Here is a 15,245-nt window from a genome sequence, read left to right as displayed (position 1 = left end):
TAGACTTTAAATACATTCGATATGGATTTAATTTGATTAACTAGGCTGTATAAATATACACTATTGGTGTTTTCATAGCCAAAGATACCTCATGCGAAAAGATTTACCGCCACGTTATTACCTCACACATTTTCACGAGTTCCTTAAGTTCTTTGAAGGTGCGAACAGCATGCTTTTGAGTGATGAGGCAGCTGATTTTGTCGAGCGTTTTAACGCATTAGACGATGACAAAAAATGTATTGTGGTACGCGCTGCAAATCGCAAGTATGCGGTTATTGACAGAACCCAGTTTAACTACGGCGAAATAACCGAGCCGCAAGCACAAATAGATTGTCTCATTGATAGCGGGTGGTTTGGCGACCTTTCGAACGCGTCGCTTAATGATATCGCCAGCGTTCTAACCAAAGACGCGTTGTTGGCGCTTCTTGCTGAATACGGCAGTACGCAGGGGCTGGCGTCTCTCACTAAGCCCAAACTTGTGACGTTACTTAATGAACATATCGGTGCTAGAGGCTGGCCAGAGAGCTTTTCGCTAAATAACTATTTGATGTGTTTGTTTGATAATGCGCTTCGCTATTTGCTGTTTATCTATTTCGGTAATACCAAAAGCCGTCTGAATCAGTTTTCTATGCGCGATCTCGGTGTAATGAGAACCCGCTCCGATTCGGTAACCGATACTGCACGCTTTGAAAGTAAAAGCGATGCGCAAGCCGCTTGGTTTTACGCCAACCACTATAGCCAGCTAGCCTTTTATAACAATGATATGTTACTTGCCTTAGCGGAAAGTGATTTCCCTGCTACAGAAGGTGTGTCAGCCAGTTTCTATCGCGACCAGTTGCTTTATGCACTTGGGCTTAAAGTGTTGGCTTTTGATAGGGCCAAAGGGTTAGACATTTTAAAACTAGCGCAAAGCGATAAAGCAAAGGAAAAGTGGCTAAGAGAGAGCTATAAAGACGGACAAGAAGATGACGTCAAACAAGCTCTTGAGGGCATTATTGATAATCCTCAATCTGATACGCTATTAGCGTTCGCGGAAGATTTTTATGCCCGTAAATACCATAAAAAGCGTACCAGTACCGTTACCGATATGCTGCGAAATGCAAGTCGGTCGTTAGATATTGATGTAAGCCAAAACCAGCAGGTAGAACGCGGCGTATTGGCCCATTATGCAAGGCAAGGCGTAGAAGGCTGGCGCACAGAAAACCGTTTGTGGCGAAGTTTGTTCGGTCTTACTTTTTGGAAGCAACTTTACGAAGAAGATACGCTGGTTACAGAGTTTGATCGCAGGCCATTATCGCTTAAGCAAAATAACTTCTACGCTAAGTTTGAGCACAGTATTGAGGCATTATTACAAAAGCTCGATAGCAAAGATAAGCTGCGTTTTCACATCCATAAGATGGCCACCATGCACTACGGTAAAGTGAACAGCCTGTTTATGTGGTCTAGCCATTTGCTTACGCCTTTAGAGGCTTTGATAGAACACGGTTCGCTCGACAGTATCTATGCTTTACTTCGCATGATGTGTAAAGATTTTGAAAGCCTGCGCGATGGTTTCCCCGACATTATGGTGTTTGACGGCGCGCTTCGCTTTGAAGAGATAAAAGCGCCGGGCGATCAGCTTCGTCGAAACCAATTGGTTTCCATTCAGCGTTTGCAGCAAGCCGGTTTTGACGTTGCTGTGACGACAGTGAAATGGGTGCGGGACCCTGCACAGCCTTATGTTGTGGTAGATATAGAGACCACAGGTGGCAACAACAACTATAACCGCATTACCGAGATAGGTATGGTGAAACTTGTTGGCGGTAAAGAGGTAGACAGGTTTCAAACCTTATTGAATCCGCAGCGCAGAATCCCTAGCAATATAACCCGTCTTACCGGGATTTCGGACGACATGGTGGCAGACGCGCCGCTTTTTGCTGAAGTTGCAGAACAGGTGGCGCGCTTTACTGAAGACGCTGTGTTTGTTGCCCATAACGTGAACTTTGACTATGGCTTCATTAAACAAGAGTTTGCGCGACTAGAGCAGAACTTCAGGCGACCAAAAATGTGCACTGTTCGCGAAATGCGCCGTACTTATCCCGGGTTGCCTTCGTACTCCTTGGCTAACCTAACTAAGCACTTCCATATTGAAATGGAGCAGCACCACCGCGCGTTAAGTGATGCCAAAGCTGCTGCCGAGTTGTTAAAGCTGGCGTTTGAGAAAGATGATGAATTAAAGAGTCTGTCAGCGAATTAATAACGTTGTTATTAAACTTTTTAGCATATGGGCACTGAACAAAATGCGCGTAAACTCAGTATTGAGTTGAGTTATAACGTGCATATTGAGATGTAAAACATGGCATTAACTGAAGAACAAGAATCACGAGTTATTGAAATGGCGTGGGAAGATCGCACGCCGTTTGAAGCAATTGAACGTTTATACGGGCTGCCGGAAAAAGACGTGATAAAGCTTATGCGTAAAAACCTTAAACAGAAAACCTTTAAAAACTGGCGTGAGCGCGTGTCGGGTAGAAAAACTAAACACGCGAGCTTGCGCCCAGAAGGTGTGGATAGAGGTTACTGCCCATCTCAGTACAAATACAAGAGTGCCAACAAGTAGCGATTTATTTTTATTTTCGAGAACCTTGAGCTTTTTAAAAAATGTAATGCTGTGGCTATTTCTTAGGTGCAGAGATAGTCGTAATGGGTAGAAGAAACGCGGTTAGCTCTTGGCGCAAAGGCGTTGGGAAGACAACCGTGTTTTCTGATTGCAGAATGCTCTTCGCATGGTGAACCTGACGTAAAAGGTTTTGGTAGGTTTCATCATTTTGCTGCAATGCTTCAACCTTGCTCATCATAAGTTCTATAAACTCGGCGGTGGATAAATCGTCGTGCTGCCTTATTTCAAAAGCAAGTGCTTTAAGAACATAAGCCTCCCACTCTTTCCTGTAACTCTCTTTTAAGCGTTCAGGGTATATCGCCAAATCTGCAATATCTTGCGCTAAGTCTACTATATCAAGTGGAGCATCGAATAAGACCCGAAATGCAAGAAGCACTTCGTCAGAAAGTCGAGAAATGGGAAGCTTTTCTTTGAACTGAGCGTAGCGGCTTGGCACAAGAACACCTTTTTATTGCGGGTAAAACTTTTCGTATTTTAGTAATGGACCTAATAATCCTAACTAAATTAACTCGCTTGATTTTAGTAAAACCAATAACTCGATGAAAGTGGGCTAGGTTAAAAATACGTAATCTATAATAATTGAACGTATTGGCAGACCAGCCCGTATCCTATTATGCACTGTTAAAGTGTGTACGCGTTCTTGCTGTTTGGCCCATCGTTTGATGGGCCTTTTTTATTTGGCTTAGCCGTTCTCGTGCTATCGGTTGTGTTAAGGCGCTGAAGAGCGTCGGACACTCAACTTTCAAAGGAAAGCTTTACGCCGGCCAGTAACCGACTCACGCTATCTACAACATCCGCTCTAACAAACCATTCCACATCATGCTTTTCAGATAATACGCCGCTAAATTCCAGCGAGCCTCCGTGACCTGTTCCCAAGAAATCTTCAATTAGTTCAGCGCGTTCGCCAAAGTCGCTGTTTATATAGGAATAGTATGCGAAATATTCTATAGGATATGACGTGTTAAACGCACTGGCTGCAAATTCGCCGCTAGTTCCTACAACGACTTTCGCGGTACTTTCATCAATACGCTGCACCAATTCAATAAACGCAGTATCTTCATCGTTTACTCGAAACCGATATTCTGCACGGGCAAATGTACCGCCGAGCATTTTTTCAAAGCTGGCCTCATAACTGTGGCGTTGCCCCATTTTTGCTGAGTACTCTATTTCGAAATATCCATCTTCTCCGCCAATGTTAAAGGCCTCAGATGCTTCTGCGTTAGCAAGTTGGCCAACAACCACTTCAATGGCGGTGTCGTTTGCTATTTGCTTAACGTGACGTACCCCGTTTATCCAACCGTCTTTTGATAAGCCTGTGGAAGAAACACGCCCTTTGTAAGTTGGAATAATACCTAGCTCGGTTTTGCCGTAATCGTTTTCGTGCCTTAAATAAAGTCGCCTTGCATAGAGATAATCGGTGTTATCGCTGCCGAACGTATTATGACTTGATGAGAAGTCATCGCCCGTAACAACAAAGCTGTTTAGCGACCATGCAGAATTTAGCGCCACAGATGGGTAATAGCGCAGTCGATATTGCTCTCTGCTAGGGCTATTAGAACGTTCATCGTATCGAACTTGAATGTCTAGCTTCTGTGAGAAGGAAGGCGATATTGGCTCTGCGAGAGCGTCAGTTCCAGTAACAATGATGAGTGGTAAAACAAGAAAAACCGGTTTTCGCACTTATTAAACCCTACGCGGCATGACTAATTAGTTTATACATTAAATCTAATTAATTGGCGCAAATAAATTGCAATGTAATGGGTAAAAGGCAAAAAAAAGCCGGCAGGGATGCCGGCAATAAGTGGAGTGGGACTCCAATAAGGGTAAACACACAACAGTATTAAAACTCAGGGAGATGTCTTAAAACTTGTATGCAGTATAGAGTCAGTTTTTAAATAGGAAAAACGTTAAAAATTGATTGTGGTAATCGGAAAATTAGAATGTACTGAGTAGCGAGTAGCGAATAGCGAAGGAAGAAAATTGGGCTACACGAAAAATACTGTGTAGCCCAAAGGGGGGATTAGGCTAAACCTAGCTTCTTCTCTAAATAGTGGATGTTGGTTCCACCTGCGAAGAAGTTTTCATCTGCCATAATGGCGCGTTGAAGAGGGATATTCGTTTTAATGCCCTCAACCACAATTTCTTCAAGAGCATGGCGCATACGAGCAATCGCTTCGTCGCGGCTTTCACCGTAAGTGATAAGCTTGCCTATCATTGAGTCGTAGTAAGGAGGCACGTGGTAGCCCGCATAAATATGCGACTCCCAACGAATACCTAAACCACCTGGCGCATGGAACATATCGATAGGACCAGGGCTAGGAATAAAGGTTTGTGGATCTTCTGCGTTAATTCGACATTCAATAGCGTGGCCACGAATTTGAATTTGCGACTGATCAATTGACAGTGGCTGACCTGCGGCAATGCGAAGTTGCTCTTTAATAAGGTCAACGCCAGTAATCATTTCAGATACTGGGTGCTCTACCTGAATACGGGTATTCATTTCAATAAAATAGAACTCGCCGTTTTCATATAGGAACTCGAACGTACCTGCGCCGCGATAACCAATTTCGATACAGGCTCTACGGCAGCGATCGCCAATTTTTGCACGCATTTGCTCAGAAATACCCGGCGCCGGGGCTTCTTCAACCACTTTTTGGTGGCGACGCTGCATTGAACAGTCACGCTCACCTAGGTGGATGGCGTTGCCTTGTCCATCGGCTAATACCTGAATTTCTACGTGACGCGGGTTTTCAAGGAATTTTTCCATGTAAACCGTTGCGTTACCAAAGGCTGCGCCAGCTTCCGCTTGCGTGGTCTCAATGGCTTTTACTAGTTCACTTTCGCTGCGAACTACGCGCATACCACGACCACCACCGCCGCCAGCGGCTTTAACAATGATTGGGTAACCAATGCGCTTTGCAATCGCTTTGTTGCGTTCAGCGTCGTCGGTTAGCGGGCCGTCTGAACCAGGTACACAAGGAACGCCCGCTTTTTTCATGGCGTTGATAGCAGAAACCTTGTCACCCATAAGGTTGATAGTTTCAGCTTTAGGACCAATGAAAATAAAGCCGCTTTTTTCTACCGCTTCAGCAAAGTCTGCGTTTTCCGCTAGGAAACCGTAACCTGGGTGAATAGCAATAGAGTTAGTGACTTCTGCAGCTGCAATAATGCGAGGAATGTTTAGGTAGCTTTCTGTTGCCGATGCTTTACCAATACAAATTGATTCGTCAGCCAGCAATACGTGCTTCAAGTTTTTATCCGCAGTAGAGTGCACAGCTACGGTTTTGATGCCTAGTTCTTTACAGGCTCTCAAAATACGCAGGGCAATCTCACCACGGTTAGCAATAAGTACTTTATCTAGCATAGTTAAGCACTCGCTTATTCAATGATGAACATTGGCTGGTCGAATTCTACAGGGTCTTGGTTTTCAACCAAGATTGCCTTAACCACGCCGGCTTTATCTGCTTCGATTTGGTTCATCATCTTCATCGCTTCAACGATACAAAGCGTGTCGCCAACTTTTACTTGCTGACCAACTTCGGCAAATGGTTTTGCCGTTGGTGAAGATGCACGGTAGAACGTACCTACCATTGGAGACTTAACAACGTGACCGTCTGGCTGAGCTGGCTCTGCAGCAGGCGCTTCTGACGCTGTTGTTGCAGCGGCAGCTGGCGCAGGGGCCATTTGCGGTGCAGCTGGTGCTGCAAAGCTGTAGTTCATTGGCGCTTGAACACCTGTTGGACCACGGTGGATGCGTACAGACTCTTCGCCTTCAGTGATCTCTAGCTCGGCAATGCCAGATTCTTCCACTAGTTCGATGAGTTTTTTAATCTTTCTAATATCCATGTTCTGTCTCTGCTCTATTTTGGCGATTTCGGTAAATTGATTGCTGCAGTCAACGCGAGCGAATAGCCCATGGCACCAAGGCCAACAATGACGCCAGCTGCAACATCAGAAAAATAAGAATGATGACGAAAAGGTTCACGAGCGTGAACGTTCGACAAATGCACTTCAATAAACGGGATATTGACACTTAATAACGCATCGCGAAGGGCGACACTGGTGTGCGTGAAGGCAGCAGGATTAATAATAATGGCATCAACAGTTCCCATAGCAGCATGTACGCGGTCGATCAATTCAAACTCAGCGTTTGACTGAAAATGCGTTAAGGTCACGTTGCTTGACGCGGCCTGCGCCTGCAAATCATCTACGATGTCTTGCAAGGTTTGCGTGCCGTATTTGTCGGGTTCTCTTTGCCCTAACATATTTAGGTTAGGACCGTTTAATATCAAAATATTCATCTAGTTTGCTGCTATCTTCGGGAAAATGTCACTGTTATTGCCATTTCAACAAAATTTTGTGACAGTTGCACGAAAAAAAGCCAATTTATTTGCTCGTTTATTGTGTTAACTGATGATTATAGTGATAGATAAAGATTTAGCAGCAAAATACTGGTCTAATCAGGTGTTTTCGGCGCAAAGTTCACTGAGTAGTTTGCTCGGTTGCTGTGTGTAAAACCGCAGCAGGCTGCACTCTCAGAAGGCGGCGCCTCGAACCGCTCGCCATATGAGAAGAGGAAAGGTCTCGAATCGAAGCGCCTTAGTCCAAGCGACCACTTTGAGCATCATTAACGTCAGATCCATTGTTTAGCCACTGGTTAACGTGACTAGCAAAGGCCTCTGCTTTCATAAACCCAGTCACACGCGCTTTGGTTAGCTCGTCGCCATTTTCGTCAAAGAACAAAATGGTTGGCAGGCCTAGCACAGTGAAGGTGTCAAAAATCTCCTGTCGTTCTGGTGTGTTATCGGTAAGGTCCATTTGCATCCATACTGTATTGCTAAGCGCAGATATCACTTGCTCGTCTGGGAAGGTGTACTTTTCAAATTCCTTACAGGCAACGCACCAGTCGGCGTACAAATCGACCATCACGGTTTTACCTTGTGCGTTAGCCGCCGCAATTTTATTACGTAAGTCTGCCAAATCTCGCGCAACAACAAAGTCTGGGTGCCCTGCGTGAACACCATCAGCATGTTCGCCCCAAAGTCCGGTGTTGAGACCTGCTTGATAGGTAAGGCCAGCACTTCCCATAATGCCTATTGCAACTACAACAGCACGTACAAGCTTCATCAGTGAGTTTTTGCTGGCGCGGTTAAGTGCCCAGTAATAGCCGAACAAACCGAAACCAAGCAATCCCCATAGGAAGCCAGTGGCAGGGCTATTATATAAACGCTCAATAAACACAATGGCCACGGCAAGCATCATGAAGCCAAAGGTAACCTTAACCACATTCATCCAGTTACCCGCCTTAGGTAGCAGCTTACCGCCCGTCATGCCGAACAGAATGAGCGGTACGCCCATACCTATGCTTAACAAGTAAAGCGAAACAAAACCTAGCGTCATATCGCCAGTTTGGGCGATAAATAACAATATGCCGGTTAGCGGCGCAGTAGTGCAGGGTGAAGCGATAAGACCAGACAATACACCCATAATAAACACCCCTGCAAAGCTGCCGGGTGTTTGATTGTTACTCATGTGAGTGAGCTTTTCTTGATACTTTGCCGGTAGCTGAATTTCAAAGCCACCAAACAGAGCAACGGCCAGCGCCACAAATAGCACAATGAATACGCCGAGTACTACAGGGTGTTGAAGCGCAGCTTGAAACTGCGCGCCGGCTACCGCAACCACTAATCCAAGCAGTGAGTATGTGATCGCCATACCTTGAACGTAAACAAAGGTTAGCCAGAATGAATGCGATGCGGTTTTAGGTTTGCCCTGACCAATCACAATGCCCGACACAATGGGATACATCGGGAATACGCAAGGTGTAAAGGCTAAGCCTACGCCTAGTGCAAAAAATAGAGCTAAAGTAAGAGCAAGGTTATCTTTATCGATTAGCCTTTGCGCTAAATCGAACTGCTCGCTTTGTGAAGAAATTGCTGCGTTATTTGGTTCTGAGGCCGTATCTATCTCAGCAACTGCACTGCTTCCCACTTCATTTAAATACACGACTTTCACTGTTGGCGGGTAGCAAAGCCCTGCGTCAGCACAGCCTTGATAGCGAATTTTAACTACGCCGTCACTGAGTGCTGATTCTATGGGCAAAGTAATAGATACGCCGTTGTAAAACACTTCAGACTCGCCAAAAAACTCATCCTGAATCATTACCCCATTTGGGTACTCAGGCTCGCCAATTTCGGCTTGTTTCGCCACAAACTTAAACTGCTTTAGGTACAGGTAGTAGCCGTTGGCAATATCGAAGCTTACCGTAAGCACATCGTCTTCTTGGTTAAAGTCGAACGCAAACGCTTGGTCGACATCTAAAAACTGGGGTTCATCCACGAACGGATCGTCAAAGGCATTGGGCACCTGAGCCAATGCGAACGTGCTTAATAACGTCATTAAACAAAACGCTGAGAGAACATAAGCAGTAAAGCGCTGGAACAGCGAAGCTGATGCAGTGCCTGATGGAAAAGGAGGTAAAGTCATAAAGTTACAGTTCATTTTTATCTATTTTGCGTTGTCGTTATTTTTATCTGGAATTACGTTTTAACTAGCGCTGTAGCGTGGTTTGTAACCACTGACCGTAAGCGCTGCTAGCCTCAGCATTAAGTTCTAGCCATTCAGGAACATCGTACGGATGCAACTCGCTTACTCTATCAAAGGCCTGTAATACATTTTGTGTATTCGTTTTAATGAGTAGCTGACATTCAGTGTCGGTCTCTATTTTACCCTGCCATTCATAAACCGACTCTATACCTTTAATAACATTCACGCAGGCGGCAAGCTTTTCTTCAACGAGGGTACTAGCAATTAATTGCCCAGTCTTTTCATCGGGTGTGGTACACAGTACAAGCTTTATTGTCATAAACGTTTCCTACTTTTTCGCGCCTGTTACTTTGCTAATGAGTCGATGTGTAATAGACCCGAATCAGCACTCTATTCTTTCATAGCTAACGTATATCGAGGTCGTTATCGGTCGCTTTACGTGGCTATTTAAGCGAAAGGATGGGCACCTTTTCTTGTTATTACGTACAAAGACCTTATAACAGGTTATGAATACATGAAAGAGGAAGCATTTTGCGGGTTTTATTTATACTGTTTGCCCTATTACCTATTTTAGAGATTGCGTTGCTAATTAATGTAGGTAGCGTAATTGGTGGTTGGAATACCGTTGGCTTGGTTATTCTTTCTGCCTTTATTGGTGCTTACTTTGTTAAGCGCGAAGGCGTAAGTACGCTGCAAACGGCACAAGAAAAAATGCAGCGAAATGAAGTGCCGGGTAAAGAGTTGGTTGAAGGCCTAATGCTAGTAGTTGCGGGTATCTTACTTGTGACGCCAGGCTTTATTACCGATATCTTCGGTTTCCTTTTAGCAATGCCGGGCTCACGTCACTTCTTTGCCGCCCAGGTAAGTAAGCATATGAAAATGCGCGTTGTTGCTCCGGGAATGGGGCCGGGAGCTTCAGGTTTCGGTCAAGGTCAGTCTCCGTTTGGAAAAAGTCCTTTCGATGAGCGTTCTCGCTCACACAATAACGATGGTGATGTGTTTGAAGGTGAGTACACCGATCACACCACCAACGACCCAGATAAGCGCTTAAAATAGCGAGCCCCAAAGCCCTTTCCGTCAGGTTACGAGCGCCGTTTACTAAGATAAACGGCCTTCACTTGCCTAGTAAAAATAAGTATTTAGCGAAAAAACCAAATTTTTTACATTTTTTTGCTTAAAAACCCTTGAAGTTATCTGGGTACTACCCCATCTATCCGTGCAGAAACGATTTTAACTGCTCAGCAATGAGCAACCCAGGCACACAACATTCGGACAGTCTGAATGTTGGTAATCACATAAACTTGAATAGTGGAATTTTCAGGAGACTTGAAAATGGCAATTCGTCCTTTACACGACCGCGTAATCCTTAAGCGCGCAGAGCAAGAAAGCAAATCTGCAGGCGGTATCGTTCTGACTGGTTCTGCAGCAGAAAAATCTACACGCGGCGAAGTAATCGCAGTAGGTAACGGTCGCATTCTTGAAAACGGCGAAGTTAAAGCGCTAGACGTTAAAGTAGGCGACACCGTTATTTTCAACGACGGTTACGGCGTTAAAACAGAAAAGCTGGATGGTGAAGAAGTACTAATCCTAAGCGAAAGCGACATTCTAGCGATTGTTGAGTAATTACAACTAACGTTAAAACGAATTTTAGAGGAATTTAATCATGGCAGCTAAAGAAGTACGTTTTGGTGATGACGCTCGCAGCAAAATGCTAAAAGGCGTAAACACACTAGCTAACGCAGTTAAAGTAACACTAGGTCCAAAAGGCCGTAACGTTGTTCTAGACAAGTCTTTCGGTGCACCTACTATCACTAAAGATGGTGTGTCTGTAGCGAAAGAAATCGAGCTTGAAGACAAGTTCGAGAACATGGGCGCTCAAATGGTAAAAGAAGTAGCGTCTAAAGCGAACGACGAAGCGGGTGACGGTACTACTACTGCTACTGTACTTGCGCAAGCAATCGTAACTGAAGGTCTTAAGAGCGTTGCAGCGGGTATGAACCCAATGGATCTTAAGCGCGGTATCGACAAAGCAGTTGCGGCAGCAGTTGAAGAGCTTAAAGCCCTTTCTACTGACTGTGCAGACAGCAAGTCTATTGCTCAAGTAGGTACTATCTCTGCAAACTCTGATGCAGAAGTTGGCGACATCATTGCTCAAGCGATGGAAAAAGTAGGTAAAGAAGGTGTTATCACTGTAGAAGAAGGTCAGGCACTTCAAAACGAACTAGACGTTGTTGAAGGTATGCAGTTCGACCGCGGTTACCTATCTCCATACTTCATTAACAACCAGGAAAACGGTACTGTTGAACTAGACAACCCGTTCATCCTATTGGTTGACAAGAAGATTTCTAACATCCGCGAACTACTTCCTACCCTTGAAGGCGTTGCGAAAGCGGGTAAGCCGCTAATGATCATCGCTGAAGATGTTGAAGGCGAAGCGCTTGCTACACTAGTAGTTAACAACATGCGCGGTATTGTTAAAGTTGCAGCGGTTAAAGCACCTGGTTTCGGTGACCGTCGTAAAGCAATGCTTCAAGACATCGCTATCCTAACTGGCGGTACAGTAATCTCTGAAGAAATTGGTCTAGACCTTGAAAAAGTTCAGCTTGAAGACCTAGGTACTGCTAAGCGCGTAGTTATCAACAAAGACAACACAACAGTTGTTGACGGTAACGGCGACCAAGAAGCGATTGAAGGCCGTTGTGCTCAAATCAAAGGTCAAATTGAAGAGTCTACGTCAGACTACGACAAAGAGAAGCTTCAAGAGCGTCTAGCTAAGCTTTCTGGCGGTGTTGCAGTAATTAAAGTTGGTGCAGCAACTGAAGTTGAAATGAAAGAGAAGAAAGACCGCGTAGAAGATGCACTACACGCAACTCGCGCAGCGGTTGAAGAAGGTGTGGTACCTGGTGGTGGTGTAGCACTAGTTCGCGCAGCAGCTAAACTTGCTGACCTTACTGGCGACAACGACGACCAAACAGTAGGTATTAAGCTTGCACTGCGTGCAATGGAAGCGCCTCTACGTCAAATCTCTATCAACTCAGGTGCAGAAGCATCAGTAGTTGTTAACGAAGTGAAGAACGGCGAAGGTAACTACGGTTACAACGCAGGTAACGACACTTACGGCGACATGCTAGAGATGGGTATCCTTGACCCAACTAAAGTAACGCGCTCTGCACTACAGTTCGCATCTTCAATTGCTTCACTAATGATCACAACTGAAGCAATGGTAGCTGAACTACCTAAAGACGACGCACCAGCAATGCCTGACATGGGCGGCATGGGCGGAATGGGCGGCATGATGTAGTGCGACGAGAGTCGCGTAGGTCGCTAACCTAGCAGGCTATATTGATGGTGAGCACTAACTTTTAGTTGGTGCCACCAGCCCACCTGCAAATTTAGTAGTCGACTCCGGTATTCGGGGAGTGAACATCGAATGCCGGAATCATTACTTCATTAAGTAATGGTGTCGCGCAATCGTGTTTGCGATTGTTTATAAAAGCGAAACGATTCCGTTATCGCATCACAACGAACCAATCGAAATACACAGTCCTAAGATTGTTCTCTCTTAGGTAGCGAAGCTGATGCTATCGCAACACTATGTAACTGTGGGTTTTGATTCGGCCAGAAATAAATGCTTTAGGGTGTTAAGCCTTATAAATAATTCGATCTAAGATCTACCGGCGTAAGCTGTTGTAGTTATTGTCTCACCGTTTTGCTTTTGGCACATCGGTAGTGAGACCTGTTATACGGCTAACAGTAGCCTAGGGATAGTGCGATGCTGGTAACGGCATGGTGCGAAGCTTCCTGACAATGTACCCCTGCATAAGCAGTGTCTTAACTCGTGAGAGTATGCATAGCTGGCTAACAATAAGCTGGCTGGGGGCTAGGCTGGGCAATATGGTTAACGTAAGTGAACTGTTGATAAATACCGTCAACCGCAATGAGCGAAATATTGTTGATGCGCTCTGACCAAAAGGTACGTGGTCGGTTAATCCTTTTACATCTGGGATTACGCCGTCTTATGACCACCGGTAGATAGACAGAACCTACGTTGTTCGTGTAACTGCAACGGTACTCGGTAAGCCCAATTATCCGCCTGATTGTTCTTAACAATCATACAGGCAGGCAATCCGCAAGGAGCGCTGTTGGATGAGTGGGTAAAGGAGGTCTGAAAAAGCGAATGCTGAGCAGTAATAGCTCAGATAGGGGTTCAAACTTTGCCCTAACCTGAAAGGGTGCAGACTTCAGACTGGTCTTTAACTGTGTGAAGGCTTGTAAAGCCGTCTAAAACCAACCCAAATGGGGATTAGCTTCCCTTTTGGGGCGGGCTTTTCTCCATTTTAGGTTAAGGAGGAAAGCAAGATGAGTACGACAATGTCAGTACCTGCATTCTCCCACCCACCTTCGGGCTGGCATACCATTAACTGGTATCTGGTTCACAGGCAGGTGAGAGGGTTACAGGTACGGATCGCGAAGGCGACTAAACAGCAACAGTGGCGCAGGGTGAAAACCCTGCAACGTATGTTGGTGCGTTCGTTTGCTGTCAAAGCATTGGCAGTCAAGCGCGTGACTGAGAACCGTGGCAAAGCAACGCCCGGTGTCGATGGGGAGTTGTGGAGCACGCCAGAGAGTAAATGGAATGCTATAGAGCGATTAAAGCGAAACGGGTACAAGCCCAGACCGTTGCGCAGAGTTTATATCCCAAAGGCAAACGGCAAACGCCGCCCGTTGGGAATACCGACAATGCTGGACAGAGCTATGCAGGCCTTATACCTGCTAGGTCTTGAGCCGGTTTCGGAAACTACTGCGGATCGCAATAGCTATGGTTTTAGACCCATGCGTTCGACCGCTGATGCCATAGAACAATGCTTTGTGAACATCAGTAGGAAGAGCTCAGCCAAATGGATTTTGGAAGGGGATATTAAGGGGTGTTTCGACAACATCAGTCATGACTGGTTACTTGCCAACATTCCGTTGGATAAACAGGTACTCAGAAAGTGGCTGAAAGCGGGATTCATGGAGTCGGGTAGTTTACATGCGACAGAAGCGGGAACGCCTCAGGGCGGGATCATTTCTCCTGTATTGGCCAACATGGCGCTTGATGGTTTGGAAGCGGTGCTTGAATCCCATTTTGGGAAGAAAAATACCAAAGCCGCCTACAAGACCAAGGTCAATTACGTGCGATATGCGGATGACTTCATCATCACAGGAATCTCGCAAGAGTTACTGGAAGATAAAGTCAAACCCCTTGTTGAAGCCTTTATGGCCGAGAGAGGACTAACGCTATCGAAAGAGAAAACACTGGTCACTCATGTTTCTGATGGTTTTGATTTTCTGGGTCAGAATCTACGCAGTTACAACGGTAAGCTTTTAATTAAGCCCAGCCGAAAGAATCTGCGAAATGTGCTCGGAAAGTTGAAGCAAATAGTTGCGGGTAACAAAACGGTCACTGCTGGCAATTTGATAATGATGCTTAACCCTGTTTTACAGGGTTGGGCTAACTATCATCGCCATGTGGTGGCTAAGGAAACCTTCAATTATGTGGACTACAGGGTTTGGAAAATGCTGTGGAAATGGTGCCGAAGACGACATCAAAATCGTCATAAACGCTGGGTTAAGGAGAAATATTTTAAATCAGCGGGTAACCGTAACTGGGTATTTTCCGGTGTGAATGGAAAAGGCAATACCGCCCGACTTGTTTACACCATGGATACGGCAATTAAGCGACATATTAAGATAAAAGCAGAGGCAAATCCGTATTTACCGGAATTTGAAGAATACTTTGAGAAGCGCCTAGAGCGAGCTTGGAAGGAGTCTTTTAAAGGTAGAGATAAGTTGCTAACGCTTTGGCTCAGACAGCGGAAACGCTGTGTTATGTGCAACAACCTGATTACCAAAGAGACAGGGTGGAATATCCATCATGTTATTGAAAGGGTGAAAGGTGGTAGCGATAAACTGAGTAACTTAGTGCTGTTGCATCCCAATTGCCATAGACAACATCACTGTCAATAAAATTGCTATCAGTTTTAGTTACAGTTTTTTA

General features: G+C 45.3%; 13 protein-coding genes. 6 read left to right on the top strand and 7 right to left on the bottom strand.

Annotated elements, in window-relative coordinates; genetic code table 11:
• Window positions 1-91: 91 nt before the first annotated feature.
• Together PCAR9_RS19205 and PCAR9_RS19200 are read left to right on the top strand one after the other, a co-directional pair.
• The gene (locus tag PCAR9_RS19205; RefSeq protein WP_179984973.1) at window positions 92-2,236 is read left to right on the top strand and encodes an exonuclease domain-containing protein; all 2,145 of its coding nucleotides are present in this window, start codon (window positions 92-94) and stop codon (window positions 2,234-2,236) included.
• A gap of 99 nt (window positions 2,237-2,335) precedes the next feature.
• The gene (locus PCAR9_RS19200; protein ID WP_179984972.1) at window positions 2,336-2,599 is read left to right on the top strand and encodes a TIGR03643 family protein; all 264 of its coding nucleotides are present in this window, start codon (window positions 2,336-2,338) and stop codon (window positions 2,597-2,599) included.
• A gap of 55 nt (window positions 2,600-2,654) precedes the next feature.
• On the opposite strand, the gene PCAR9_RS19195 is transcribed toward PCAR9_RS19200, so the two are convergent.
• The 7 genes from PCAR9_RS19195 to cutA all read right to left on the bottom strand — a co-directional run bounded on the left by PCAR9_RS19195 (window position 2,655) and on the right by cutA (window position 9,524).
• Window positions 2,655-3,095: a hypothetical protein gene (locus tag PCAR9_RS19195; protein WP_179984971.1), complete on the bottom strand. Its 441-nt coding sequence runs from the start codon at window positions 3,093-3,095 to the stop codon at window positions 2,655-2,657.
• 299 nt (window positions 3,096-3,394) lie between these two features.
• Window positions 3,395-4,339 (bottom strand): hypothetical protein, encoded by a 945-nt coding sequence (locus tag PCAR9_RS19190; RefSeq protein ID WP_179984970.1) that lies wholly within the window; start codon window positions 4,337-4,339, stop codon window positions 3,395-3,397.
• Between the two features lie 340 nt (window positions 4,340-4,679).
• Window positions 4,680-6,023: an acetyl-CoA carboxylase biotin carboxylase subunit gene (gene accC, locus PCAR9_RS19185; RefSeq protein WP_118491308.1), complete on the bottom strand. Its 1,344-nt coding sequence runs from the start codon at window positions 6,021-6,023 to the stop codon at window positions 4,680-4,682.
• A gap of 14 nt (window positions 6,024-6,037) precedes the next feature.
• The gene (gene accB, locus PCAR9_RS19180; RefSeq protein WP_015068439.1) at window positions 6,038-6,505 is read right to left on the bottom strand and encodes an acetyl-CoA carboxylase biotin carboxyl carrier protein; all 468 of its coding nucleotides are present in this window, start codon (window positions 6,503-6,505) and stop codon (window positions 6,038-6,040) included.
• 14 nt (window positions 6,506-6,519) lie between these two features.
• Window positions 6,520-6,960, bottom strand: a complete 441-nt coding sequence (aroQ, locus tag PCAR9_RS19175; protein WP_179984969.1) for a type II 3-dehydroquinate dehydratase — start codon at window positions 6,958-6,960, stop codon at window positions 6,520-6,522.
• 298 nt (window positions 6,961-7,258) lie between these two features.
• Window positions 7,259-9,145 (bottom strand): protein-disulfide reductase DsbD, encoded by a 1,887-nt coding sequence (locus PCAR9_RS19170; protein WP_179984968.1) that lies wholly within the window; start codon window positions 9,143-9,145, stop codon window positions 7,259-7,261.
• A gap of 64 nt (window positions 9,146-9,209) precedes the next feature.
• Window positions 9,210-9,524 carry a divalent-cation tolerance protein CutA gene (gene cutA, locus PCAR9_RS19165; protein ID WP_179984967.1) on the bottom strand — a complete coding sequence of 105 codons (315 nt, stop codon included), beginning with the start codon at window positions 9,522-9,524 and terminating at the stop codon, window positions 9,210-9,212.
• Between the two features lie 212 nt (window positions 9,525-9,736).
• Here cutA and PCAR9_RS19160 point away from each other — a divergent pair, with 212 nt between their 5' ends.
• From PCAR9_RS19160 to ltrA, 4 genes are all read left to right on the top strand, one after another.
• Window positions 9,737-10,261: an FxsA family protein gene (locus PCAR9_RS19160; protein WP_179984966.1), complete on the top strand. Its 525-nt coding sequence runs from the start codon at window positions 9,737-9,739 to the stop codon at window positions 10,259-10,261.
• 276 nt (window positions 10,262-10,537) lie between these two features.
• Window positions 10,538-10,828 (top strand): co-chaperone GroES, encoded by a 291-nt coding sequence (locus PCAR9_RS19155; RefSeq protein ID WP_012520088.1) that lies wholly within the window; start codon window positions 10,538-10,540, stop codon window positions 10,826-10,828.
• Between the two features lie 40 nt (window positions 10,829-10,868).
• Complete coding sequence (gene groL, locus PCAR9_RS19150; protein WP_179984965.1) at window positions 10,869-12,506, top strand: chaperonin GroEL; 1,638 nt, start codon at window positions 10,869-10,871, stop codon at window positions 12,504-12,506.
• Between the two features lie 1,058 nt (window positions 12,507-13,564).
• Window positions 13,565-15,214 carry a group II intron reverse transcriptase/maturase gene (ltrA, locus tag PCAR9_RS19145; RefSeq protein WP_179984964.1) on the top strand — a complete coding sequence of 550 codons (1,650 nt, stop codon included), beginning with the start codon at window positions 13,565-13,567 and terminating at the stop codon, window positions 15,212-15,214.
• Window positions 15,215-15,245: the final 31 nt, after the last annotated feature.

The sequence above is a fragment of the Alteromonas macleodii genome, assembly GCF_903772925.1.
In the GTDB taxonomy this organism is placed as follows: domain Bacteria; phylum Pseudomonadota; class Gammaproteobacteria; order Enterobacterales; family Alteromonadaceae; genus Alteromonas; species Alteromonas macleodii_A.
Note: the sequence above shows the minus strand (reverse complement) of the source record. Positions and strands in the feature narration are given on the sequence as shown.

Excerpts from the sequence above, each read along its gene's own strand:
- PCAR9_RS19205 (WP_179984973.1), top strand. The coding sequence starts at position 92 with ATGCGAAAAGATTTACCGCCACGTTATTACCTCACACATTTTCACGAG.
- PCAR9_RS19200 (WP_179984972.1), top strand. The coding sequence starts at position 2,336 with ATGGCATTAACTGAAGAACAAGAATCACGAGTTATTGAAATGGCGTGG.
- accC (WP_118491308.1), bottom strand. The coding sequence starts at position 6,023 with ATGCTAGATAAAGTACTTATTGCTAACCGTGGTGAGATTGCCCTGCGT.
- accB (WP_015068439.1), bottom strand. The coding sequence starts at position 6,505 with ATGGATATTAGAAAGATTAAAAAACTCATCGAACTAGTGGAAGAATCT.
- aroQ (WP_179984969.1), bottom strand. The coding sequence starts at position 6,960 with ATGAATATTTTGATATTAAACGGTCCTAACCTAAATATGTTAGGGCAA.
- PCAR9_RS19170 (WP_179984968.1), bottom strand. The coding sequence starts at position 9,145 with ATGACTTTACCTCCTTTTCCATCAGGCACTGCATCAGCTTCGCTGTTC.
- cutA (WP_179984967.1), bottom strand. The coding sequence starts at position 9,524 with ATGACAATAAAGCTTGTACTGTGTACCACACCCGATGAAAAGACTGGG.
- PCAR9_RS19155 (WP_012520088.1), top strand. The coding sequence starts at position 10,538 with ATGGCAATTCGTCCTTTACACGACCGCGTAATCCTTAAGCGCGCAGAG.
- groL (WP_179984965.1), top strand. The coding sequence starts at position 10,869 with ATGGCAGCTAAAGAAGTACGTTTTGGTGATGACGCTCGCAGCAAAATG.
- ltrA (WP_179984964.1), top strand. The coding sequence starts at position 13,565 with ATGAGTACGACAATGTCAGTACCTGCATTCTCCCACCCACCTTCGGGC.